This is a genomic window from Pseudomonas sp. AL10 (genome assembly GCF_029960685.1).
GTDB lineage: Bacteria > Pseudomonadota > Gammaproteobacteria > Pseudomonadales > Pseudomonadaceae > Aquipseudomonas > Aquipseudomonas lactis.
This window is the reverse complement of record NZ_JASBQZ010000002.1, coordinates 82,006-102,618: the sequence shown is the minus strand read 5'-3', so window position 1 is coordinate 102,618 and position 20,613 is coordinate 82,006. Positions and strand designations below refer to the sequence as shown.

General features: G+C 55.6%; 22 protein-coding genes and 1 tRNA gene. 11 read left to right on the top strand and 12 right to left on the bottom strand.

From position 1 onward, the window contains the following. Nucleotides 1–91: 91 nt before the first annotated feature. The 10 genes from gabT to QK296_RS03010 form a co-directional block, all read right to left on the bottom strand. Nucleotides 92–1,369 carry a 4-aminobutyrate--2-oxoglutarate transaminase gene (gabT, locus tag QK296_RS03055; RefSeq protein WP_282390587.1) on the bottom strand — a complete coding sequence of 426 codons (1,278 nt, stop codon included), beginning with the start codon at nt 1,367–1,369 and terminating at the stop codon, nt 92–94. Between the two features lie 177 nt (nt 1,370–1,546). After that, on the bottom strand, nt 1,547–2,989 hold the full coding sequence (gabD, locus tag QK296_RS03050; protein ID WP_003187552.1) for an NADP-dependent succinate-semialdehyde dehydrogenase: 1,443 nt from the start codon (nt 2,987–2,989) through the stop codon (nt 1,547–1,549). 296 nt (nt 2,990–3,285) lie between these two features. Further along, a complete protein-coding gene (locus QK296_RS03045; RefSeq protein ID WP_003187551.1) occupies nt 3,286–3,600 on the bottom strand; it encodes a RebB family R body protein in 315 nt (104 codons plus the stop codon). 50 nt (nt 3,601–3,650) lie between these two features. Next, nucleotides 3,651–3,965, bottom strand: coding sequence for a RebB family R body protein (locus tag QK296_RS03040; RefSeq protein ID WP_003187550.1), 315 nt, complete (start codon nt 3,963–3,965; stop codon nt 3,651–3,653). An 80-nt stretch (nt 3,966–4,045) separates the two neighbouring features. Beyond that, nucleotides 4,046–4,357, bottom strand: coding sequence for a hypothetical protein (locus QK296_RS03035; RefSeq protein ID WP_282390586.1), 312 nt, complete (start codon nt 4,355–4,357; stop codon nt 4,046–4,048). Between the two features lie 40 nt (nt 4,358–4,397). Further along, a complete protein-coding gene (locus QK296_RS03030; protein ID WP_014716414.1) occupies nt 4,398–5,024 on the bottom strand; it encodes a hypothetical protein in 627 nt (208 codons plus the stop codon). Between the two features lie 82 nt (nt 5,025–5,106). Then, nucleotides 5,107–5,679 (bottom strand): hypothetical protein, encoded by a 573-nt coding sequence (locus QK296_RS03025; protein WP_019819925.1) that lies wholly within the window; start codon nt 5,677–5,679, stop codon nt 5,107–5,109. An 18-nt stretch (nt 5,680–5,697) separates the two neighbouring features. Continuing rightward, a complete protein-coding gene (locus tag QK296_RS03020) occupies nt 5,698–5,925 on the bottom strand; it encodes a RebB family R body protein (protein WP_003187543.1) in 228 nt (75 codons plus the stop codon). Nucleotides 5,926–6,028: 103 nt separating this feature from the next. Continuing rightward, a complete protein-coding gene (locus QK296_RS03015) occupies nt 6,029–6,571 on the bottom strand; it encodes a sigma factor-like helix-turn-helix DNA-binding protein (protein WP_282390585.1) in 543 nt (180 codons plus the stop codon). An 87-nt stretch (nt 6,572–6,658) separates the two neighbouring features. Continuing rightward, complete coding sequence (locus QK296_RS03010; protein ID WP_198844488.1) at nt 6,659–7,354, bottom strand: Crp/Fnr family transcriptional regulator; 696 nt, start codon at nt 7,352–7,354, stop codon at nt 6,659–6,661. A 216-nt stretch (nt 7,355–7,570) separates the two neighbouring features. Between QK296_RS03010 and QK296_RS03005 the strand changes: the two genes are divergently transcribed. From QK296_RS03005 to QK296_RS02955, 11 genes are all read left to right on the top strand, one after another. Further along, nucleotides 7,571–7,647 (top strand) — tRNA-Arg (locus QK296_RS03005). Between the two features lie 167 nt (nt 7,648–7,814). After that, entirely contained in the window at nt 7,815–9,050 is a 1,236-nt protein-coding gene (locus QK296_RS03000; protein ID WP_282390584.1) for a tyrosine-type recombinase/integrase, read from the top strand. 246 nt (nt 9,051–9,296) lie between these two features. Continuing rightward, nucleotides 9,297–10,241, top strand: a complete 945-nt coding sequence (locus QK296_RS02995; protein WP_282390583.1) for a hypothetical protein — start codon at nt 9,297–9,299, stop codon at nt 10,239–10,241. 82 nt (nt 10,242–10,323) lie between these two features. Beyond that, nucleotides 10,324–10,578 (top strand): AlpA family phage regulatory protein, encoded by a 255-nt coding sequence (locus QK296_RS02990; protein WP_082630465.1) that lies wholly within the window; start codon nt 10,324–10,326, stop codon nt 10,576–10,578. Further along, entirely contained in the window at nt 10,575–10,880 is a 306-nt protein-coding gene (locus tag QK296_RS02985) for a hypothetical protein (RefSeq protein WP_177015233.1), read from the top strand. Before QK296_RS02990 ends, QK296_RS02985 begins: the two co-directional genes overlap by 4 nt. A 530-nt stretch (nt 10,881–11,410) precedes the next feature. Then, complete coding sequence (locus tag QK296_RS02980; RefSeq protein ID WP_015636993.1) at nt 11,411–11,695, top strand: hypothetical protein; 285 nt, start codon at nt 11,411–11,413, stop codon at nt 11,693–11,695. Beyond that, entirely contained in the window at nt 11,692–11,964 is a 273-nt protein-coding gene (locus QK296_RS02975; protein ID WP_282390582.1) for a DUF3077 domain-containing protein, read from the top strand. Before QK296_RS02980 ends, QK296_RS02975 begins: the two co-directional genes overlap by 4 nt. Further along, nucleotides 11,961–14,849 (top strand): DUF927 domain-containing protein, encoded by a 2,889-nt coding sequence (locus QK296_RS02970; RefSeq protein WP_282390581.1) that lies wholly within the window; start codon nt 11,961–11,963, stop codon nt 14,847–14,849. Before QK296_RS02975 ends, QK296_RS02970 begins: the two co-directional genes overlap by 4 nt. A 98-nt stretch (nt 14,850–14,947) precedes the next feature. Beyond that, the gene (locus tag QK296_RS02965) at nt 14,948–15,790 is read left to right on the top strand and encodes a chromosome segregation protein SMC (RefSeq protein ID WP_282390580.1); all 843 of its coding nucleotides are present in this window, start codon (nt 14,948–14,950) and stop codon (nt 15,788–15,790) included. Nucleotides 15,791–16,367: 577 nt separating this feature from the next. Then, complete coding sequence (locus QK296_RS02960; protein WP_282390579.1) at nt 16,368–17,450, top strand: type I restriction endonuclease; 1,083 nt, start codon at nt 16,368–16,370, stop codon at nt 17,448–17,450. Between the two features lie 190 nt (nt 17,451–17,640). Continuing rightward, nucleotides 17,641–18,609, top strand: coding sequence for a hypothetical protein (locus QK296_RS02955; RefSeq protein ID WP_282390578.1), 969 nt, complete (start codon nt 17,641–17,643; stop codon nt 18,607–18,609). Nucleotides 18,610–18,777: 168 nt separating this feature from the next. Here QK296_RS02955 and QK296_RS02950 read toward each other — a convergent pair whose 3' ends face one another. Both QK296_RS02950 and QK296_RS02945 read right to left on the bottom strand, forming a co-directional pair. Beyond that, entirely contained in the window at nt 18,778–19,512 is a 735-nt protein-coding gene (locus QK296_RS02950; protein ID WP_143513835.1) for a hypothetical protein, read from the bottom strand. 5 nt (nt 19,513–19,517) lie between these two features. After that, a complete protein-coding gene (locus QK296_RS02945; RefSeq protein ID WP_198833318.1) occupies nt 19,518–20,600 on the bottom strand; it encodes a hypothetical protein in 1,083 nt (360 codons plus the stop codon). Between the last annotated feature and the right edge of the window lie 13 nt (nt 20,601–20,613).

Below are 20,613 nucleotides of genomic sequence, written 5' to 3'. Positions count from 1 at the left end.
CTCGCGAAGGTCGTCAACGAAAACGCGGGCAGCCTTTGAAGCGCGGTGCCTGGGGGTTTTTCGCGAGCAAGCTCGCTCCTACAGGGGCGTGTCAGAGTTCGGAGAAGCACTCTTCGATGATCGCCAGGCCTTTGTCCAACTGCTCGTCCGGCGAGGTCAGGGGCACCAGTACGCGCAATACGTTGCCGTAGGTACCGCAGGACAGCAGGATCAGGCCCTTGTCACGCGCCTTGGCCACCACGGAGGCAACAGCGGCAGCGTTTGGCTTGTGGGTATCGCCGTCTTCGAACAGCTCGACCGCGATCATCGCGCCCAAGGCACGCACTTCGCCGATCACCGGGTACTTGACCTGGATAGCCTTGAGGCCAGTCACCAGGCGCTCGCCCACGGCCTTGCAGCGGTCCAGCAGGTGTTCTTCTTCGAACACTTCCATCACGGCCAGGGCCGCGGCGCAGGCGATCGGGCTACCGGCATAGGTGCCGCCCAGGCCACCCGGGGCGATGGCATCCATGTATTCGGCCTTGCCGCACACACCGGCCAGCGGGAAGCCGCCGGCGATGGATTTGGCGAAGGTGGTCAGGTCGGCGGCAACGCCCATCTGTTCCATGGCGAAGAAGGTACCGGTACGCCCGGCACCGGTTTGCACTTCGTCGGCAATCAGCAGGATACCGTGCTTGTCGCACAGTTCGCGCAGGCGCTTCATGAAGGCTTTTGGCGCGACGTAGAAACCGCCTTCGCCCTGCACCGGCTCGATGATGATGGCGGCGATATCACGCGGCTCGGCATCGTTCTTGAAAATGCGCTCGATGCTGGCGATGGAGTCGTCGACGCTCACACCGTGCAGTTCGTTAGGGTACAGCGCACGGAACACGCCACCTGGCATCAGGCCCATGCCGGCCGAGTAAGGCACCACCTTACCGGTGAGGCCCAGGGTCATCATGGTACGGCCGTGGTAAGCACCGGTGAAGGCGATTACACCGGCACGGCCCGTGGCGGCGCGGGCGATTTTCACGGCGTTTTCTACCGCTTCGGAACCGGTGGTGACCAGCAGGGTTTTCTTGGCGAAATCACCTGGCACCTTGGCGGCGACTTTCTCGCACACTTCTACGTAGGGCTCGTAGGCCAATACCTGGAAGCAGGTGTGGGTCAGCTTGTTGAGTTGCTCGGTCACGGCCGCGATGATTTTGGGGTGCACGTGGCCGGTGTTCAGCACGGCGATACCACCGGCGAAGTCGATGAACTCGCGACCTTCAACGTCGGTCACGGTGGCGTTCTTCGCGGAGTCGGCGAAGATCGGGTGAATCTGGCCAACACCGCGCGGTACAGCGGCTTCGCGGCGTTTCATCAGGGATGCGTTGGTCTTGCTCATAAAGTCCTCATTCGCCGCTCATCGGGCGGCGTGGCTCAAGGATAGGTGGCGGGGAGGCAACTACGGCAGCATGCGATGATCGACTGCCACAGCTTTCCCGGCCACTGCGAATAACCATGTGAAACACGCAAAGGGGCAGCGCTCTCGTGCCCTCTGCGTTTACTGCAATCCCGTGCCTTAGATGCCCAGGCAGAGGTATTTGATTTCCAGGTAGTCCTCGATCCCGTACTTGGAGCCTTCACGGCCCAGGCCCGAGGCCTTGATGCCGCCGAACGGCGCCACTTCGTTGGAGATCAGCCCGGTGTTGACGCCGACCATACCGTATTCCAGGGCCTCGGCCACGCGGAACACACGGCCCAGGTCGCGGGCGTAGAAGTAGGAGGCCAGGCCGAACTCGGTGTCGTTGGACATGGCGATCACTTCGGCTTCGTCTTTGAAGCGGAACAGTGGCGCCAGCGGGCCGAAGGTTTCTTCCTTGGCGACGGCGGCGTTTTTCGGCACGTCGACCAGGATGGTCGGTTCGAAGAAGTTGCCTTCCATCACCTTGCCACCGGCCAACAGCTTGGCGCCTTTGCTCAGGGCATCAGCGATATGTTCCTGCACCTTGGCCACGGCTTTTTCGTCGATCAGCGGGCCGGTGGTGGTGCCGTCTTCCAGGCCGTTGCCGATCTTCAGTTTGGTCACCGCCACCTTGAGCTTTTCAGCGAAGGCGTCGTACACCGAATCCTGGATGTACAGGCGGTTGGCGCAGACGCAGGTCTGGCCGTTGTTGCGGTACTTGGAGATGATCGCGCCTTCGACGGCCTTATCCAGGTCGGCGTCGTCAAACACGATGAACGGCGCGTTACCGCCCAGCTCCAGGGAGACTTTCTTGATGTCCTTGGCGCATTCGGCCATCAGCTGGCGACCGATTTCGGTCGAGCCGGTGAAGGACAATTTACGCACGATGGGGTTGCTGGTCAGCTCGCCGCCGATGTCGCCGGCGCTACCGGTGACCACACTGAGCACGCCTTTGGGGATACCGGCGCGGTGCGCCAGCTCAACCAGGGCCAGGGCCGAGAACGGGGTTTGCGAGGCCGGCTTGATCACCATGGTGCAACCGGCAGCCAGGGCCGGGCCGGCTTTGCGGGTGATCATAGCGGCGGGGAAGTTCCACGGGGTGATGGCTGCGGTCACGCCGATGGGCTGCTTGATCACGATCAGGCGCTTGTCGGGCTGGTGGCCGGGGATCACGTCACCGTAGATGCGCTTGGCTTCTTCAGCGAACCACTCGATAAAGGAGGCCGCGTAGACGATTTCACCCTTGGCTTCGGCCAGCGGCTTGCCTTGTTCGAGGGTCATCAGGCGGCCGAGGTCGTCCTGGTTTTCGATCAGCAGCTCAAACCAACGGCGCAGCTTGTTGGCGCGCTCCTTGGCGGTGAGTGCGCGCCAGGCTGGCAGGGCCTTATCGGCGGCTTCGATGGCGCGGCGGGTTTCCGCGGCGCCCATCTTCGGCACGGTGCCAAGAATCTCGCCCGTGGCTGGGTTGTTGACCTTGATGGTTTGACCATTGTCCGCATCGACCCAAGCGCCATCAATGAAGGCTTGCTGGCGGAACAACTGGGTGTCTTTAAGCTGCATGTCGGCTTTCCTTAACAGCACCGCGCGCACGCGGAGCGAATTAGAGTTGTTGAAAGGCGCCTTGTGGGCTGCCGTCAGGGAAATCAGCCCCAGCGCGCAGAAAAAATGAAAGAGCGCACGGGAGACAGAGCGTTTGAAATCTCAAACGAATCCTAGGATCAATGGGGGTACAGGGCAATAGGATGTTCGAAAAAAAGAACGAATATGGCGCATCCGGCTCATCTTTCGGATCAAGTGCCCACACGACAACAGCCCCGGAGCCAGGTGGGCGCCGGGGCTGTTGGGGACCTTGCAGCTTAAGGTTGGAACGACTTGAGCACGGCCAGCAGGCTAGTCAAGTTGTCGGCCACGCCGCCCTGGGCGACTTTTTCGGTGGCGGCGGCGCCAGCGGTGGTGTCGACACTGTAGATCTGCATCACGCCCTGGTTGGTGGCCGCCTGAGCCAGGGTGTTTTGTTGCTGTTGGGCCGAGACCGAGTTCTGGAACAGGATCGCCGTGGCCTGGCCCATGGATTGGTAAATAGTGCTCATGGCCATCGCGGGTGATTCGGCAACCACCTTGACGTTGGTCTGGGTGACGGCATCGGTGATTTGCGGGCTGACTGTACTCATGGTTGAAACTCCTGGGTTGAGAAAGAACAACATCCGTTATTGCTCAGTGCTTAAGGCTGGAACGACTTGAGCACGGTCAACAGGCTGGTGAGGTTATCCGATACGCCGCCTTGGGCGACTTTCTCGGTGGCCGCCGCACCTGCGGTGGTATCGACGCTGTAGATCTGCATCACGCCCTGGTTGGTGGCCGCCTGGGCCAGGGTGTTTTGCTGCTGCTGGGCCGACACCGCGTTCTGGAACAGAATCGCCGTGGCCTGCGCCATGGATTGATAAATAGTGCTCATCGCCATCGCTGGCGATTCGGCCACCACTTTGACGTTGGTCTGGGTGACCGCGTCGGTAATTTGCTCGTTGACTAATGGCATGATCAATTTCCTTATTTAGTACACGGTGCATTCCGTGTTCATCAATGAACGTTGCGAAACAGGCGCTGTGAAACGCGGGGTCAAGGTTTTGCAGTGGGGCCCAGCGCCGCTTCAATCTGGGCGATCAACCCTTGGATCAGTGCCTGTACTTCCTTGCGTTGCGCGTCCTGATCGGGAGCTGCGCCGTCCAACACCTGGCGCAGGGCCGCTTCACGTTGCTGGGCAGCGGTCTTGAGCGCTTGTTCGTTGGCCTTCGATTGCTCAAGCACCTGGGCGGCACGCTTGAGGGTTTCGTCGACGATGGCCTGGGGCGTGCCGGCGAATACCTGCGGGTTGCGCAGCATCGCTTCGAGCCGCTGGCGGTCGTCGGTGGACAGGACCGAGGGTTGCATATCGAGCTCCTTAGGGGCTGCCTTGGCGGCGACACGCCCGCTAAAGCCGCACCTCAACGTTGTCCTGCCAGAAACCGGCAAAGTAAAAATGCGGCGACGAATCACAGAAGGTCGCCAACTCCGCAGGCGTTATGGCGCTGGGCTGGTTGGGAAAAATGGCCGGCGGAGGCGGCAGCAGATTGGCCTCGTTGTAGAGGTTGCCGACCTCATAGCAGTTGGCCGCGAACTGCGAACAAAAGGACCCGCTGCCGATGTCGATGGACTCGTTGATCCGCGTCACCAGGCTGGTATCGGAAGTCCAGCGCCGAAAGGCTGAAATCATCGCGTTCCACACGCTGTAGCGGCCCCGGATATCACCACCGATCTTGTCGAAGTAGAACTGCTTGGCAGCCACCGTCGCTGCCTCGCCCAGTTCGGTATCCACGCAGGAAAACACCATCGCCGAGCGTGGCGGTTTTTCCAGGCTCAGGTCGGTCAGGGCCAGGCCACTGCCGACACTTTCGATCACCAGGGTGTCGCTCACCGCAATCGCCGGGTGAACCACATTCAGGTACGTCGTGTCCTGCGAGAACACCTTGGCCTTGACCAATTGACCGGCTTTGATAAACGCCCGCGTTGCGCTGTCGTCATCTTGTTTGACAGAAAAAATAATATCTCCAGGCTGCATGATGTCGCTCCTCACTCAAGAAAAGTTGCTTTCAAGTTGCTGTTGCACCGCCCCAGCAGAACGCTGGAGCGCTGTGCTCGGTTCAGGCCGCTGGCGCGGCCCGGTTGGCCAGGGTGTCGGCGTACTTGGCGATGCTCTGGTCGATCTTGTCGATGGCCACGCTGGCGGCTTCGGCTTCCATCGCACCGGCAGCGGCAGCCACGGCGGCAGCGGCGCCCACCAGCAGGTCGGTGGCCAGGGCGCCCAAGGCATCTTCGGCAGCGGCCGGCAGGTTGTCCTTGACGATGTTCTCGGTCATTTGCTGGAGCAGCACGGCCTGGGCCGCCAGGGCGATCTTGCTGACCCCATCGAAGTACCCCGCCGCCGCTTGCGCCACCAGCCCGGCCGCCTGGCTGATCATCATGTCGGCCGGCACCGCGATCTGCGCCGGCGCATAGGCAAAGTTCTGCGAATTGGTGAACTGCACCGCCTGCACGATCTGGCTATTGAGCGCCGCCGTGCTGTCGGATGACGGTGCGCTCACCTGATTGAGCAAGTGCTCGTTCATGCGCGCCATGATCGAGCGCGAGGCCGGTGCGGCGGGCGCCGTCGCAGGTGAATCGGCGGCGGGCGTTGCTGGGGAGGCGGCGGGTTTCTTTCTGCTGAACCACGACATAATCGATCTCCCGAGGGCTCAGCCCTTCTCGCCAATCTGCATGATCAGCGCCACGGCCTTGGAAATCACCGCGTTGGAAATCTGGTTCATCGCCTGCTGGCTGTTGACCGCGTTCTGCAACGACAGGCCCGCCGCGCTGCTGGCCACCTGGTACAGCGACGCGATGGCCTGGGCTGGCGCCTCGGCCACCACCTTGACGTTGGTTTGAGTGACCGCGTCGGTGATCTGGCTGTTGACCTCTGTCATACATCTCTCCTTGATGGCATTCACCCAGGTTTGGGTGTGGATAGCGGCGGCGTGCTGCGCTCATACCACTAGAACGCCCCACGCCAGCATGTGTGAATTACCTTCAGCGCAACGCATCGCGCAGCAGTTGCACACGCTTGCGCACCAGCGGCAGCTTCACGTGCAGCGCGGCAGCGATTTGCGGGTAAGGCAGGTCATCGACAAAACGCATCTCGAACAAGCGCTGCTGCAACAGCGGTAACCGTGCGACGTGCGCCTCGAGCTGCTCCAGGCGCTCATAACACTCCACCCGCTCCAGCACCGAAGCGCAGGGCGCGGCGAGCGCGGCCAGGTGATCGTGCTCAAGGTCCACCGAATCATCGAACAACCGCCCCTCGCGCTTGCTGCGCCGCACGCTGTCGAGAAACACATGATCGAGCACCAGAAACAGAAACCCCTGAGGGTCGCGAATGCGCTCGGGCGAGCGCCGAAAAAACAACAGGGCCTTGATCGCCGTGGCCGCCAACCACTCCTGGCCCTGATCCAGATTGCCCTTGGCCCGCCGCAACGCCCGGCGCCTGAGCTCGCCGTGCACAGCACGCCAACTCGCTTCGAACAAACGGTCATCGGCGGCCCATTGATCCTTGAACTGAACAGTCATCCCCATCGCCAGCACTCCTGTGCATCCTTGATGAAGGGCCAGTCTGCGAGGGCTCGACGGGGGTACGCTGTTACCTGGGGAACACCGCCACAACTAATTCAGCGCAAAAGCCTTGCGCCTCAAATGCTCAACATCATTGATCACCATGCGCTCCAGATCGCCGCTGATCACCCCACTGCGCCGCCACACTTGCAGCTGCACATTCAGCTTGGGGCGACTGGTATTCAGCATCGACGCCAACACCCCTTGGCTCGCGGGCAACGACACACTGGGCAAGGCCAACGCCAGGTCGATCTCACCCAGGTTGGCCAACAAAAACCGCGCCAACCGTGACTCCAGCCGATGCAGACACACCAACTCCAGCAACTCGATGGCCTGCAACAAACGCAGCATCATCAGCATCAACAAACGCCGCAGAAACACCGGCTCCTCAAACAACACAGCAAAATGCCGGCTACCCAACTGCAACAACCGCGTGGGGCCACTGGCAAAGGTGGAAGACTCGCGCCCATGATCCTTGATCAACGCCGTCTCCCCCACCACCTGCCCGGCCCCAGTGCTGCCGATGATCTGCTCTCGACCATCGGGCCCATGCACCACCGAATAAATCCGGCCCTCCACCACCAGCGCAATGAATTCGAGGGTGTCGTCCTTGAAATACAACAGCTCCCGATCATCCAGCGTGCGCTCCACCATATGGGTGGCCACGTAGCGCAAGAGATGCTCCGGCATACCTCGAAACAAATCGGAGCGAGCCAGCAGGGTTTGTCTGAGCGGGAGATCGAGCATCACGGTTCCTTTGGAATGCATGCGTTCACCTGAGGAATTGCGGCGTGGAAGCGGTGTAAAGCCACAAGAGCAAAGCAAACAAAGGGACGTGCGGCGCGGGGAGTTGTGAATGAGGGTGGCGATTAGCCATTTTTTGTCGGAAATGGACGACAGAGGGCGGGGCAAATGCCGGAATGGACGCATCAGGTCGACATGGGTATGATGTCGCCCGCACAAGCATCCGTAGCTCAGCTGGATAGAGTACTGCCCTCCGAAGGCAGGGGTCGTGGGTTCGAATCCCGCCGGGTGCACCATATAGCAGTCTCGGGCTGTCTCAGACAGTCTACGAAACACTCCAAGAAGCCCGCCCCGTGCGGGCTTTCTTGTTTCTGGCTATCCATCCCTGTCTACCCCTATAACTTCCCGCCGTGTATGCCCACGTGTATGCTTTGAGATTCCTATAACTGGAGGCATACAGGAAGTGAAGCGCACTGAAATCAAACGCCGCCCCTTAGCAGACACCACGCTTGCAGGCCTGGAGCCTGAGCACACAACGTATCGGGAGCAGGACGGGAATGGCCTGTACTTCCGGGTGAAACCTAACGGGCAGAAATCATGGGAGCTGCGCTACAAAAAGCCAGACGGGAAATGGTCGTGGCTGGGCCTCGGCGGCTACCCCGATATCAGTGGCTCATTGGCGAGACAGAAAGCAGCTCAACTGCGGGAAGACGCATCGACCGGCAAAAATCCATTAGTGAGCAAGCAAGCTCGCAAGGTTGCAGACCAGGTTGCTGCCAACAACACTTTTGAGGCGTTAGGCCGTGAGTGGTTTGAAGCCAGACGCACAAGCTGGGAAGCAGGTACGTCCCGACGAGTACTGGGAGCACTGGAGCTTCATGTGTTTCCTGTCTTCGGCAAGCGCGTGTACACAGAAATATTGCCCCTGGAATGGATGGAGTTTCTACGTGGCATGGAGCAGAAGGGGATCATTGAACAAATGGGCCGAGTTCGCGCCTTTTGCAAAGAGATCTATGACCTGGCCCGCGTAACAGGACGAGCCGTCCACAACCCCCTTGAAGGTCTCAGCAAATTCCTGCAATCACGTAGCGCTGAAAACTATGCACACGTTTCGATTGAAGAACTGCCTGCGCTACTTCGGGCGATCAACTCCTACCCTCACGCAAAGGACGTTCGCATAGGGCTTCGCTTGCTTTCCTTATTAGCATCGCGCCCGAGCGAGATCCGAGAAGCACGCTGGTCAGAAATTGATCTCTCCAAAAAGCTATGGACGATCCCAGCCGAGCGAATGAAACGTCGTCGCGAACATGTGGTGCCCCTCTCTCGACAGGCGATCGAAGCGCTCACTGAGTTACGAACACTTACAGGTGCGTACCCTCTCCTATTTCCAGGCAGGAAAGACAGGACAATCCCTCGTAGTAACACCGTCTTTCTAATGGCGCTCCGCAGACTGGGATATGCCGGTCGGCAAACAGGCCACGGCTTTCGTCACATAGCCAGCACCATACTCAATGAGCAGGGTTTCGATGAGAATCACATTGAGGCCCAGCTCTCTCATGCAAAGGAGGGTATTGCCGGAGTCTATAACAAAGCGGTGTACCTACCTCAGCGCAGAGTGATGATGCAGTGGTACGCCGATTACCTTGATGCCCTAGTGGCCGGAAATGTAGTGCAAGGTCAATTTGGGAAGGCCGTGTGAAGCCGTTAACCCTATACCTCTTCAAAAATGGTGTTACGCGCGTTACGCGTGTTACGAATACCTCTAAGCCATTGTTTTTATTTGACATATTCAGCGTTACACTCGCTAAAAAACTTCTGAGCACCACGTGTTACATCGAGCAGTCGTGTTACAGAAAAGCCACACCCGCAACCCTGCTGGCATCGGCGTTTTCGTTTGCGAATCGCTGTAACGGCCTATCGCCTTCGGGGCGGCGGGGAGATCTAAATGGACTTTGAGCAGGACATCGATGCAGAAGAGCTTGAGCTCGAAATCGCAGGCTTCGATGTAACGTGCCTGGTATGGGATCAGGACGACGTTGAGGCAGCCGTTCGCAGTCTTGCGCTGTTTCCTCAGTTCAACAACCACTTCAAAGATGCCTTCGATCTGATCAACACGGCCACCTCGTTCTGGCTTGAGGAGGGCTCCTACGCTCCGTGTGCAGAGTCGGTAACAAAAACCCTTTATCGACTTCGCGATCCCATTAGCGAGCATGCCAGTTATGCAGAGGCAGGCTCATTGCCCAGTGTCATTCGACGGTTTCTTGGGGTGAGTCATTCCGCAGCAGACTCACAGCTTGCGGCTACCTTTACCCTAGTAATGGGAATGCAGGCTGTGGAGACGCTTGCAAATTGGCTGTTCGACCTTGAGCTCACCACTTACGACATTGATGCAGACCTGATAGAGCAGCTGAAACATGACTCACCCCGCCAGTACCTTGCCCTGATCGAAAAAGAGCGGGACCGCAGCAGCGGGAACGAAATCAGGGCACGAGAAGAATTCGCGACATTACTAGGCGAAGCGAATCAGGCGCTGTTGATGGCGAGTCTTTATCGCCAGGTGGAGCAGATGGATGTGTTTAAAAAAGGCTTCAACACATCAAACCTGATGCATCGAATTCTCGACGACGCCTTTTCAACAAAGGCGACAAGACGAGGTCAGGACGCCGGTAAGGGGAACCGAGATCCCAGCTCAAAAATACAGACCGACACAATGGATAGACGAGCAAAAATCAAGGCGGCTGCTGAGCAAATCATTAACGGTCGGAAAATTGAAATGCGAAGTCTGACCGATGCTGAACTGACCAATATTCTTTCCGAACGGAAGAGCCACGGCACAAAAAAAACCATTCGAGAGCATTTGACCGCTCTGGGCCTTAGACCTCTGAAATAAAAAAGGGAGCGGACACAGTCCACTCTCCCTCCCCTGCGTAGCGTATGACCCGTTGTCTCAATTAACAAAGGGTTAGCTCGCTATGACTACCGTATTAAAAACAAATCCCTCGCATGATCCCGCCACAACTCTCATCCGAATTTCAGATGTCATTTCAATCGTAGGGCTCGCACGCCCGACTATCTACAAGCTGATGCGTCAACCTGAAAGCGGGTTCCCGTTGCCGGTAAAGCTGAGTAACAGCAATGCCCGAAGCGCTCCGGTTGCGTGGGTATTGGGGGAAGTTCAGGCATGGACACGTGCACGCATCGCTGCCCGCGATCAGGTGGCAGCATGAAAAATCGAGCTGCCAACAGGGCAATCCTGCAGCCCTTTTCTGTACTCAGAAAAGTGGGTTTCTCATCACGAGGTATGCAGCGTTTTGAACGTTACCGCACAGAGCAAAAACGCCTGAACCGGGACGTGATGGTGATGAGATGGAGAGATGGCATCTGGTGCGCATTGTCAGTTCCCTGCCAAGCCCCGCAAGCAATCATCGTCGACGAAGGCCAACAAATCGACGCCTACGAAGATGCACGATCTTGCCTCGACGGCGACCTGTTGCCCTTTGTCTCCCTGCGCTGGGACATCCATGCCTGAAACGAAAACGCCCCCGGCGGCAACCGGAGGCGTTGAGGTAAATCTAAATGCGTGATCAATTTATGCCGCATCGAAAAAATCCGCAAGCGTTCCGGACAGTTGCACTTTCAAAAAACGAGCGTTACTCTCTGGCTGTCGCTGCAAATTCAGCGACCGGGTTTGGCGACCCGATCTACAATAGGCGCACAGGCGCCCCCATTACGATTGCAGGCGCTTTTTTTGTGCCCGCATTCACGTGTTATGGCGGCTGTGCGTGGGAGACCTTCGGGTCTGCCGGGTTCCTATTGTCCCGGTTCGCCAACCTGCGCACAGCTGCCACCCTAATTCGTTTGGCGACGAAGTGTGGCAGCTCCTCAACAATAGGAGTTTCGCCCCATGCACGCCCTCAGTCCGTCCAAAATTCGCGCCGCCGCTCATCGAGCAATGGCTCTCGCCGCCTTACACGCCAACTCCAGCCTCGCTACACGCCTCTCCCGTTACAACGCCCATATGTCCAAAGCTCGCGCCCTGGAAGCCGCAGGGGGTGCCCAATGAGCATGCTCCCAGGCTTCTCACTGCCCGAGGATCTGCTCTGCGTCAGCCAGGACGCCGAAGCCGGTATTCCCATTGATGCCATCACTTGCGCCCTCGACCGTGCCGATTCAGTTCTGATGCTGCTGGAAGATCATTTAGACGGCGATAAACCCGCGCTCTCCAACCGCGTGCTGTCATCCGTTATTTGGGACGTGCGTGGCACCTTGGGCTTGATCAAAACACTCGCCTTGTACGGTGACGCCTCCTCTGTGCCAATGGGCCAGAAAGGCGGTGCCCTGTGAAAACTGCCAATACCCTCGGGCGTGCCGAATTCTCATGCGTTGCCAGCGGTACCCAAAAGCTTTTTAAGGTCAATGCAGGCGTGCCTATCGAGGACGCACTTGAGGCCATATCGCTGTTTCAGTACTACGCAAATCAACTAACCCTCGACGCCGCAATGAGTAATGAGGGCGAACGGTTCAGTTGGCCTGCTCTCTACCTGGGAGAAATGGCAAAAGCGCTGATTGATGACGTCAACGATGCTCTGTACGCAGCGAGTAAAGCGCCATGACCCAGCGCACCAGCAACACCTCAAAACGCCCCAGCTTTGCCGACGTAAAAAGCGCCGCCCTGAAGAACATTGACCGCGTCCTTACTCACTGGCTGCCGAACGGAAAACGCGTCGACGGCGGCAAGGAGTACACCGCGCCGAACCCGACGCGCACGGACAAACGTGCAGGTTCACTCAAGGTCAATTTGAGCAAAGGCACCTGGGCAGATTTTGCCACTGGCGATAAGGGCGGCGACCTGATCGACCTGGTGCGTTACATCGATGGCGGCACCGACGTTGAGGCCTGCAAAAAGCTGGCGGATCTGCTCAGCGTTTCCGCAGGGTCTGCAACCACCAAAAGCGCACCGGCCAAGAGCGCAACGCCGGAGTGGATTGTAATTCAGCCGATCCCGGCCGAGGCCATGAACAAGTGCCCAGCTAAACACCGGCAACACGGTATTCCGTCAAAGGTATGGATCTATCGCGATGCACAGGGCCAACCGGTCATGGCGCTGTATCGCTTCGACTTGGGCCCCGATGAAGACGGTAAACCGCGAAAGGTCTTTGCGCCGTTGACCTGGTGCAAGCGCTCCGATGGGCAAACTACACAATGGCGCTGGCAAGGATTGCCGGAACCTCGGCCCTTGCTGCGCCTGGATGAGCTGACACAGCGCGCCGATGCACCTGTTGTGTTGTGTGAAGGTGAAAAGGCCGCTGATGCTGCCGCTGAACTGATGCCCGACTATGTAGCAACGTGCTGGCCGAACGGCTCGAACTCCTGGCACAAAGCCGATCTGACGCCACTCAAAGGGCGCACGGTCGTGCTGTGGCCGGATAACGATGTCAGCGGCAAGACCTGCATGGACGCCATCGAGCTTAAGCTGATTGAGCTGGGCGCCGCTTCGGTGCGACGAATCTCCCTCGACGTGTTCAAGCTCAAGCCCAGCAGCAAAGACGGAAAGCCCACGCTGAACAAGGGTGGAAAATGGGCAGACGGCGACGATGCAGCGGATGCACTCGCCAAAGGCTGGACCGGTGGCCACGTCGCCGAGCTGGTGCGCAGCGGTGAGTTTTTCGGCAGTGCCGCTGAGCCAACTGAACCTAAACAACCGAAGGGCAAGGCGCCCGCCAAACGACCTGCGAAATCGAAAAATGATCTGTTGCCGGGCGGCTTTCGGCTGACGCCTGACGGGGTGTTTTATTCCGGTGATGATGGTGAGGCGCGCCCTGTGTGTTCGCCTCTGGAAATCATCGCCCGCACTCGCGACGACAAGGGCCACAACTGGGGCTTGTTGGTCGAATTTGACGACCCCGACGGAGCTAAAAAACGCTGGAACATTCCGGCCCGAACCATGACTGGCGACTTCGGCAAGGACGTACTCGGTCCACTGGTCGACATGGGCCTACGCCTCGCCGGAAGTCGGTCGGGGCGCAATGCCCGGAATGACCTGCAGAGCTATCTCGGCGGTTTCGACAGTGCCCAGCGCGCACGTTTGGTAACGCGCTTGGGTTGGCACGACAACGCCTTTCTTCTGCCCGAACAACAGATCGGCTCGCACGCCGAACACCTGCATTTTTATGAGGCTGGTGCCCAGCTGCCACCAATCAGCGAGGCGGGCTCTCTGGAGCAGTGGCAGCAGCAAATCGGCGCGTTGTGCATTGGTAACCATCGCTTGGCGTTTGTCGTCTCTGTGGCCTTCGCAGGGCCTCTGCTGAACCTGCTGGGGCATGAGTCGGGCGGCTTCCACCTGTATGGCGACAGCTCCGGTGGCAAGACTACTCACCTGCAAGTCGCCGCCTCGGTTTATGGCGGGCCGCGATTAGTTCGTTCGTGGCGCTCGACAGACAACGCCCTGGAGTCCATCGCCGCCGCACACTCAGACGGCCTCTTGGTGCTGGATGAAATCGGCATGTGCGACCCACACATCATTGGCGAGACGGTGTACATGCTCGGCAACGGCACAGGTAAGGCACGGGCGAATGATCGAGGACAAGCGGGCCGACAGGTGCAGGAGTGGCGCTTACTGTTTCTCTCAACGGGTGAGAAGACGTTGGCGCAGCACATGGCGGATGCCAACAAGGAGCTAAAAGCGGGTATGGAAGTCCGCATGCTCGCCGTACCAGCGGATGCGAGCAAAGGCCTCGGCATGTTCGATGTGCTGAACGGATTTGAGGACGCTGCCGCCCTCTCCGATGCGCTCAAGGCCCGTGTCGCCAAATACTACGGCACACCCCTCACCGCCCTCCTGCACGCACTGTGTGCGCCTGGAGAAATGCTCAGGTGGTCAGTGATCGCTCGCCGTACGGTGGAGCAGTTTATCACCCAAAACCTGCCCGCCTCGGCCAGTGGTCAGGCTCAGCGTGCCGCCCTTCGCTTTGGCCTTGCGGCAGCGGCCGGAGAGTTGGCCACCGCCTTCGGCGTCACTGGTTGGCCTGATGGTACGGCCACGACGGCTGCACGGGTTTGCCTGCATGCATGGCTAGCCGAACGCGGCGGCGCCGGTAACTTCGAGGGTGATGCGATTCTGGCGAGATTGCACCAGGTCATCGAGCGGTTTGGAGAGAGCCGCTTCACCCGATGGGAATCTGCCGCCGCCAAGATCGATGAACACGGCCCACGCACGATTGATCGACTGGGCTTTCGCAAGACGATGGAACACGGCATGGGCGATGCCCTACATACCACCAATACCTATTACGTGTTGCCGGAAGCCTGGAGGGCCGAGATCTTCAAGGGCATGAATATCAGTGCGGTGAACAAGGAGCTGCTGCAACGGGGCGTACTCGAGCCGGGAAGCGACGGCAAGGCGTACAGCTTGATTCGGCTACCTGGGCTGGGGCCTCAACGCTGCTACGTGGTGAAGACCGTTCCAGGAACGAATGAAGGCGAGGCCAAGGCCGCCTAACGGCATGCCTGCTGATCGAGGTAGCGCCGGCTCATTCCCGGCCTCGCCAGCCGTTCGACAACCATCCCTATCAACCGCAGTACCCAGAGACAATACAGATGAACACTATCCAAGAACTGAAAGAACGCCGCGAAAAACTGACCCTCGAAGTGGAGAGCATTCAGCGCGACCTGGCGCCCTTCGAAGAAGCGCTGGAAAGCCCGGAGGTTATCCAACAAGGCCGTCAACGGGCAGTGCAAGATGAAATCAACGATCACAAAAGACGCATCGACTCCCGAAACCTTGAGATCAGCAGACTAAACCAGAAGATTAATCGCCTTGAGACACTGGCAAACCGTGAGAGCTTGGCTGCGGGCTATCTCAGCGATATGGCGAACTGGAAAGCCGACGAAATGGAGCTTAACGAAAAGCGCAGCAGCATCGAGACCAGGTTGCAGCAAGTGCGCCAGAGCGATCAGGAAAACATGGCAAAAGCTCGACAAGCTGAAACGGACGCGGCCACTGCTTACGCACAGGCTGTCGCCTGGGGCGATGTGGAAGGCGAGAAAGCGGCAAACGCCGAAGCTCAAAAGGCAGCAAAAAACCTCACGGCTGCGGCTGAGCATCAACGCCGCCAACAACTGCTCATCACCGCACTGGAGCAGGAGCTGGTGACGATTGATCTGCATATCACAGAGGCACAAAAGGAACGCACCGAGATCGAGAATAAAGCGGCTCACCTGGCGAACACTGTGCTGGAAGAACAGTGGAATGAGGCCGCCAAAACACTGCTGGAGACCGGCGGCAAGCTGTGGGCCGCACGCAACCTGATTAGTCGTGACCCGGTTGCACTGATGAAGCTGGATATCCCTGAACTGGGCGAGCACTTTGGAAGCTGGACCTGGCGAGAACTCGCGGCTCGCTCACACCAACACAGCCTGCTTGACCTGTTGGCGGCCTAACTCAAACCTTCCCCGAAGCAACCGGCGAGGGCCGGTTGATTCGGGCCTACCATCGGTCTAACAATGAACAAGACACTACAGAACAGTGCTCAGATGCCGGATTACCTAAAGTCCCGAAAGCTGCATTTGAACGGGATAATTGTCGGCATGACCAGAATGAAAAAGCTCAACGCAATAGGAATCAAAGAAACTAAAGTTGAGACGCTCACGATTGATGCAATCAAGGCGGAGCTCCACTTCATTGACCTTCAGCTCAAAAGAAAGGCCGGATAAAGAAGAGGCGGAAGCCTAAACAGCCTCCGCTTCTCTAGATTCTCCCATTACGAAACAAGCCTCTAGATTTTTCGGCTTCTGATCTTTGGCGGCTGCGGGCTTAGGACCGCTTTCGGCCAAAAGGAGTCGTTCGAATGTGTTCGGGAATCAGAGGCGTTTCCGAACGCGATAGCAGTTGCCCAAATGTCATCCCCCTGTCCAAGCATCCAGCGTGGATGGAATGCCAGTAGCAGAAGTGAATTTAGGCATAGTAGCGTTACGCCTCTACAACCCCGATCGGGTGAACGTGCAACGGAGCAGGGAAATGGATTTTTTAGAACGCTTAAATGCAATGTCAGCGAAGGTTAATCAGTTAGCGTCGACGATACAAACGGAGGAAGCAACGAAAACTGCTTTCGTCATGCCGTTTATTCATACCGTGCTGGGCTATGATGTGTTCGACCCCTCCGAAGTGGTTCCCGAATACGTGTGCGATGTGGGCACGAAGAAAGGGGAAAAGATTGATTACGCGATTTTGAAAGATGGCCAAATCCAGATATTGATCGAAACTAAAAAAGTCGGCGAGCCGCTCAATATTAACCATGCGAGCCAACTCTTCCGATACTTTCATGTCACCACTGCACGAATTTCCATCCTTACAAATGGCAGGTTTTATCGGTTTTACACCGATCTTGATGCACCAAACAAAATGGATGAAAAGCCGTTTCTAGAGATCGACCTCCTTAACATCGATGAGCACGTCATCCCTGAACTTCAAAAGCTCACGAAGTCCGCTTTCGACGTTGATTCGATCATCAATGCCGCAGGCGAACTGAAGTACGTGGGCAACATAAAAAAGGAAATGGCTAAGCAGTTCACCCAGCCTGATGATGATTTCGTTCGCTTCTTCGCATCGCGAGTCTACGAAGGAGTCATCACCCAAAAAGTTCGAGACCAGTTTACTCTGCTCACAAGGAAAGCCGCAGCCCAGTTTCTCAGTGACCAAATCAACGACAGGTTGAAGTCAGCAATGAGCAAAGCCACATTTCCCACGCTCGCTGAATCGGTCGTCGCTGAAAATCAGGCTGAAGCCCAAGGAGAGCCTGAAGATCGTATTCTGACTACGATGGAGGAGTTGGAAGGTTTTCATATTATCAAAGCGATTGTCCGGACCGTCATAGATGCAAAGCGCATAGCCAGCAGAGACACCCAGAGCTACTTCGGCATCCTTCTAGACGACAACAACCGCAAACCTATCGCGAGACTTCACTTCAATCGTAGCCAAAAATATCTTGGGATTTTCGACAAGGACAAAGTCGAAACTCGCCACCCTATCAACTCACTCGACGAGATCTATGAGTTTTCAGCCTCGCTGAAAGAGACGATATCTTATTACCAAGAAGCCTGAGCAAGGACTTCCCAGTCCTTTGCCTACAGGCCCAGGGACTGGGATTACGCTAATCTTCGGCCAACAGCGGACAACGGGCCAGTGAATCTGTCCCCTTTTCCCGGGGTCAACTCGGCCAACTGCAAAGATGTTGAATGTATTGGGTGCCTGATGTTATGCGGAAATTAAATAAATAGCGCGAGGAAATGGCGTGAGTGAAGAAAAGAATTACATCAGAACAATGCTGGTTAATAGTAAAAGCCATAGGTACGTGGCTGAACTGGACACTATGGGTGTCAGCGAGTATATGCAGCTGATGATAAAATCACAACAGGGGGTTCCTTCTTTTGTGCTGGATTTCTCTCCACTAGTTGAGATTCTCCATAAAAATATTGACAAAAACAATGAGTATCATGAAGAGCGAGACGTTAAGCTCGGGAGATCTTCAATCTATAATGTCTGGAGGCAGATAAAAGTTTCTAGTGACAGTAGTTTTGCGGGAGCTCTTGGAGCTAACTTGGTAACAAAGTCAGAAGATATTCTTAATTTGATTCATTCGAGGCTGCCCGGACTAACGATAGGTTATCGCGCAAGCTATCAAGATACTCCGTTTGAAGCTCAAAGTAAGAGAGTGGCAGCATTTTCTAGTTTTGTATCTAATATAGAGGCTGCTTTAGAGATACTGCTCTGCAGGGTCTATATATCTGCAAAATTTGGCTTCGAAACATTGACTGATGATATTGTGATGACCGGGCACTGCCGAGCCATCAGAAATGTTGTGCTTGAAGAGTTAAAGAATGATGTTTGTTATAATGAGGCTCAAGCTGACTTCTATCATCACAGCCCTCTATATCATGCGTGCATAGAAAATATCGGGATAAATCCAAATGCCTTATGCTATTTGCTAGGTTCGAGTGTAACTTCAGAAGACTTTAAGGATAGGCTTATTGCTGAGGGCAGCAATAGTCATGACGGATATGGCCGATTTCAGACTACTTTGCATTGGATCTGGTGTGATCCTGATAAGGCAGAGCGAATTCGAGCGCTTTCTAAAATGTTGGTCAGGCTTAACATGTTGCTTGGCATGCTAGAAGAGTTGCATGGGGCAGAACTCCAGTTCGATGATGAAAATAGGTATAGGGAAGATTTTAAAGATGCGCTGGCCAAGCTTCTGATTTAAAAGTTGACGTAGTGGCTTGAGTCGCCCCGTCTCCATATGCAGTACAGAACGTTCGCTTTGGGTCGATAGCCGCCCTGCGCGAGTGACAGCTATCGGCCAAAAGCAGCCGCCGACGCATGATTATTAATGCCTAGGCCAACAGTACTATACACTAGAGAAATTACTGCTTTACTGACCGATAACAATCACGTATGCCGAAGCGAACCATATGGAGTCTTTTCCATTGATCTTATTTCCTCCCGATATATTAATATTCGAACTGAAGCTGCATTGTTGAACATCGGCTCCTTGCGCGGCATCTTTTGAAGACAGAGCTGAAAAAGTCACATAGTAAACTCCAGCATCCTTAACCGCTGCGAAGAAGTTTAGATTTCGTTCGGATGCAATTGGAATTCGCAAATCGAAAAGTGGGCTATTTTTTACCTGTGGACTATCAGATATTTTTTCATAAAGCAACGGGAAAATCGTTTTATCAGCCCGCGCTTGCCCCTCAAAGTTGTATGATATTTTGCTTACAGACAAAGAATCCGGGCAAAGCTTGAAGTAGATAGCTTCATTACTACTATTTTTAATGGTTACTGTCGGGGTTAGATAATAACCATCGCTAGCTTTAACTACTGAAACCTTGACTGATAAAAATGTAGATTCTGTGTCTTTAATTCGCTTTTGAATATCCGCCAGCTCTGCCAAAGCCCGATCTTTCTGCTGTAGGGCGTCAAAGGTATATGCCCCCCACAGTAATGTTGCAAGCGCACAGGAGGCTATAACAAAATTATTATACGCCTGATGATGTCGTAAAAATTCGTACACGCGTGCGTGTAGAATGACTCTGAAATTGAGCACGGCAAACGCTAGGGCGATTAAAGCCCCCAAACAGATAATCCATACCCACATGGTCGACATAATCCCTACCTGCTTGAGTATCGCGGAGTACCATCTTGAGGGAACAATTCCGGAGAAGGCTCTTGATCTACGAAGGATCGATTCTGACCAGCAGGTTTCACCCAAAGCGCCTGCTTAACGGCCTCCAGATCCACATTGTCTTTAACAGCTGGAAGGTTTTGCGTAATCACCGGAGTTACCTCTTCCTTGATTCTCTCCAGCTCTGCATCTGCGAAAGCAATGGTTTGATTAAAAAGCAACGCCAGCCCAACAAGAAAAGCAACACCTGAACGCAGTGAGCTTGATTTAAAGCCGTACCATATATCTCCAGGCGACATCATTACCTGTTGCGAAGTAAGGACTAGCAAACTTTCTCGATCAAAGCGTTTCATAACGTCTAGAAGAGTTTCTAGAGTCACTAGATCGCTCGAAAAATCAAACCTCTCGTTATCCCCAATCATTAGAGATAAGACCTGAAGCCTATCCATAACTTCTGACAAGTTTTTTAATGAGTGATGGCTAAGGTCGCCAGCCTGATTGACGCGAAGACTACTATAATATGTTCCTTCACTTACAAAAAAAGCACTCAACCAATGATGAATTTCTTTTGAGTTGTCCCCCAAAGAAAAAATTGCTTGATAAGCGTGAAAACTTTTAGCCAAAGTTACGGGGATCTTACTACGCTCAATTGGATCGCCCCAAGTTACAGATCTTCTAACAATGAATCGTTCAGAGTCAGAAAACGCCTGAGTGGCAACGTAAGGATCACCGCTAATTACTCCAGGGTAAATATTGGATCCCGACAAAGTAAATACGACATCGCCAACAGCCATCTCCTTTAGAAAAGATAGAACTTGCCCCCGTACATTGATCGTTAGATTTGGCTCTATTGCGTCACAGATTGTGAAAACATCTTCACCCTTAGCATCACGAAGAACCTCAAAGATATCTTCATCAGGACTAGAATCATCAAGATGCGCCATTGCAATGCAACCCATCTCGAGGAAGTTATTTATAAATCTATACCTAGATCCAGGTCTCACCACCCAGCACTTAGACTTCAGATTTGCGTGCCTAACAACAATATCGGAATTTTGCAGGGCGTCCATGGCGTAATTTAAC

Bases quoted from the DNA above. Each gene is read 5' to 3' on its own strand.
- gabT (WP_282390587.1), bottom strand. From the start codon at position 1,369: ATGAGCAAGACCAACGCATCCCTGATGAAACGCCGCGAAGCCGCTGTA.
- gabD (WP_003187552.1), bottom strand. From the start codon at position 2,989: ATGCAGCTTAAAGACACCCAGTTGTTCCGCCAGCAAGCCTTCATTGAT.
- QK296_RS03045 (WP_003187551.1), bottom strand. From the start codon at position 3,600: ATGAGTACAGTCAGCCCGCAAATCACCGATGCCGTCACCCAGACCAAC.
- QK296_RS03040 (WP_003187550.1), bottom strand. From the start codon at position 3,965: ATGCCATTAGTCAACGAGCAAATTACCGACGCGGTCACCCAGACCAAC.
- QK296_RS03035 (WP_282390586.1), bottom strand. From the start codon at position 4,357: ATGCAACCCTCGGTCCTGTCCACCGACGACCGCCAGCGGCTCGAAGCG.
- QK296_RS03030 (WP_014716414.1), bottom strand. From the start codon at position 5,024: ATGCAGCCTGGAGATATTATTTTTTCTGTCAAACAAGATGACGACAGC.
- QK296_RS03025 (WP_019819925.1), bottom strand. From the start codon at position 5,679: ATGTCGTGGTTCAGCAGAAAGAAACCCGCCGCCTCCCCAGCAACGCCC.
- QK296_RS03020 (WP_003187543.1), bottom strand. From the start codon at position 5,925: ATGACAGAGGTCAACAGCCAGATCACCGACGCGGTCACTCAAACCAAC.
- QK296_RS03015 (WP_282390585.1), bottom strand. From the start codon at position 6,571: ATGGGGATGACTGTTCAGTTCAAGGATCAATGGGCCGCCGATGACCGT.
- QK296_RS03010 (WP_198844488.1), bottom strand. From the start codon at position 7,354: ATGCTCGATCTCCCGCTCAGACAAACCCTGCTGGCTCGCTCCGATTTG.
- QK296_RS02995 (WP_282390583.1), top strand. From the start codon at position 9,297: ATGGACTTTGAGCAGGACATCGATGCAGAAGAGCTTGAGCTCGAAATC.
- QK296_RS02990 (WP_082630465.1), top strand. From the start codon at position 10,324: ATGACTACCGTATTAAAAACAAATCCCTCGCATGATCCCGCCACAACT.
- QK296_RS02985 (WP_177015233.1), top strand. From the start codon at position 10,575: ATGAAAAATCGAGCTGCCAACAGGGCAATCCTGCAGCCCTTTTCTGTA.
- QK296_RS02980 (WP_015636993.1), top strand. From the start codon at position 11,411: ATGAGCATGCTCCCAGGCTTCTCACTGCCCGAGGATCTGCTCTGCGTC.
- QK296_RS02970 (WP_282390581.1), top strand. From the start codon at position 11,961: ATGACCCAGCGCACCAGCAACACCTCAAAACGCCCCAGCTTTGCCGAC.
- QK296_RS02965 (WP_282390580.1), top strand. From the start codon at position 14,948: ATGAACACTATCCAAGAACTGAAAGAACGCCGCGAAAAACTGACCCTC.
- QK296_RS02960 (WP_282390579.1), top strand. From the start codon at position 16,368: ATGGATTTTTTAGAACGCTTAAATGCAATGTCAGCGAAGGTTAATCAG.
- QK296_RS02950 (WP_143513835.1), bottom strand. From the start codon at position 19,512: ATGTCGACCATGTGGGTATGGATTATCTGTTTGGGGGCTTTAATCGCC.
- QK296_RS02945 (WP_198833318.1), bottom strand. From the start codon at position 20,600: ATGGACGCCCTGCAAAATTCCGATATTGTTGTTAGGCACGCAAATCTG.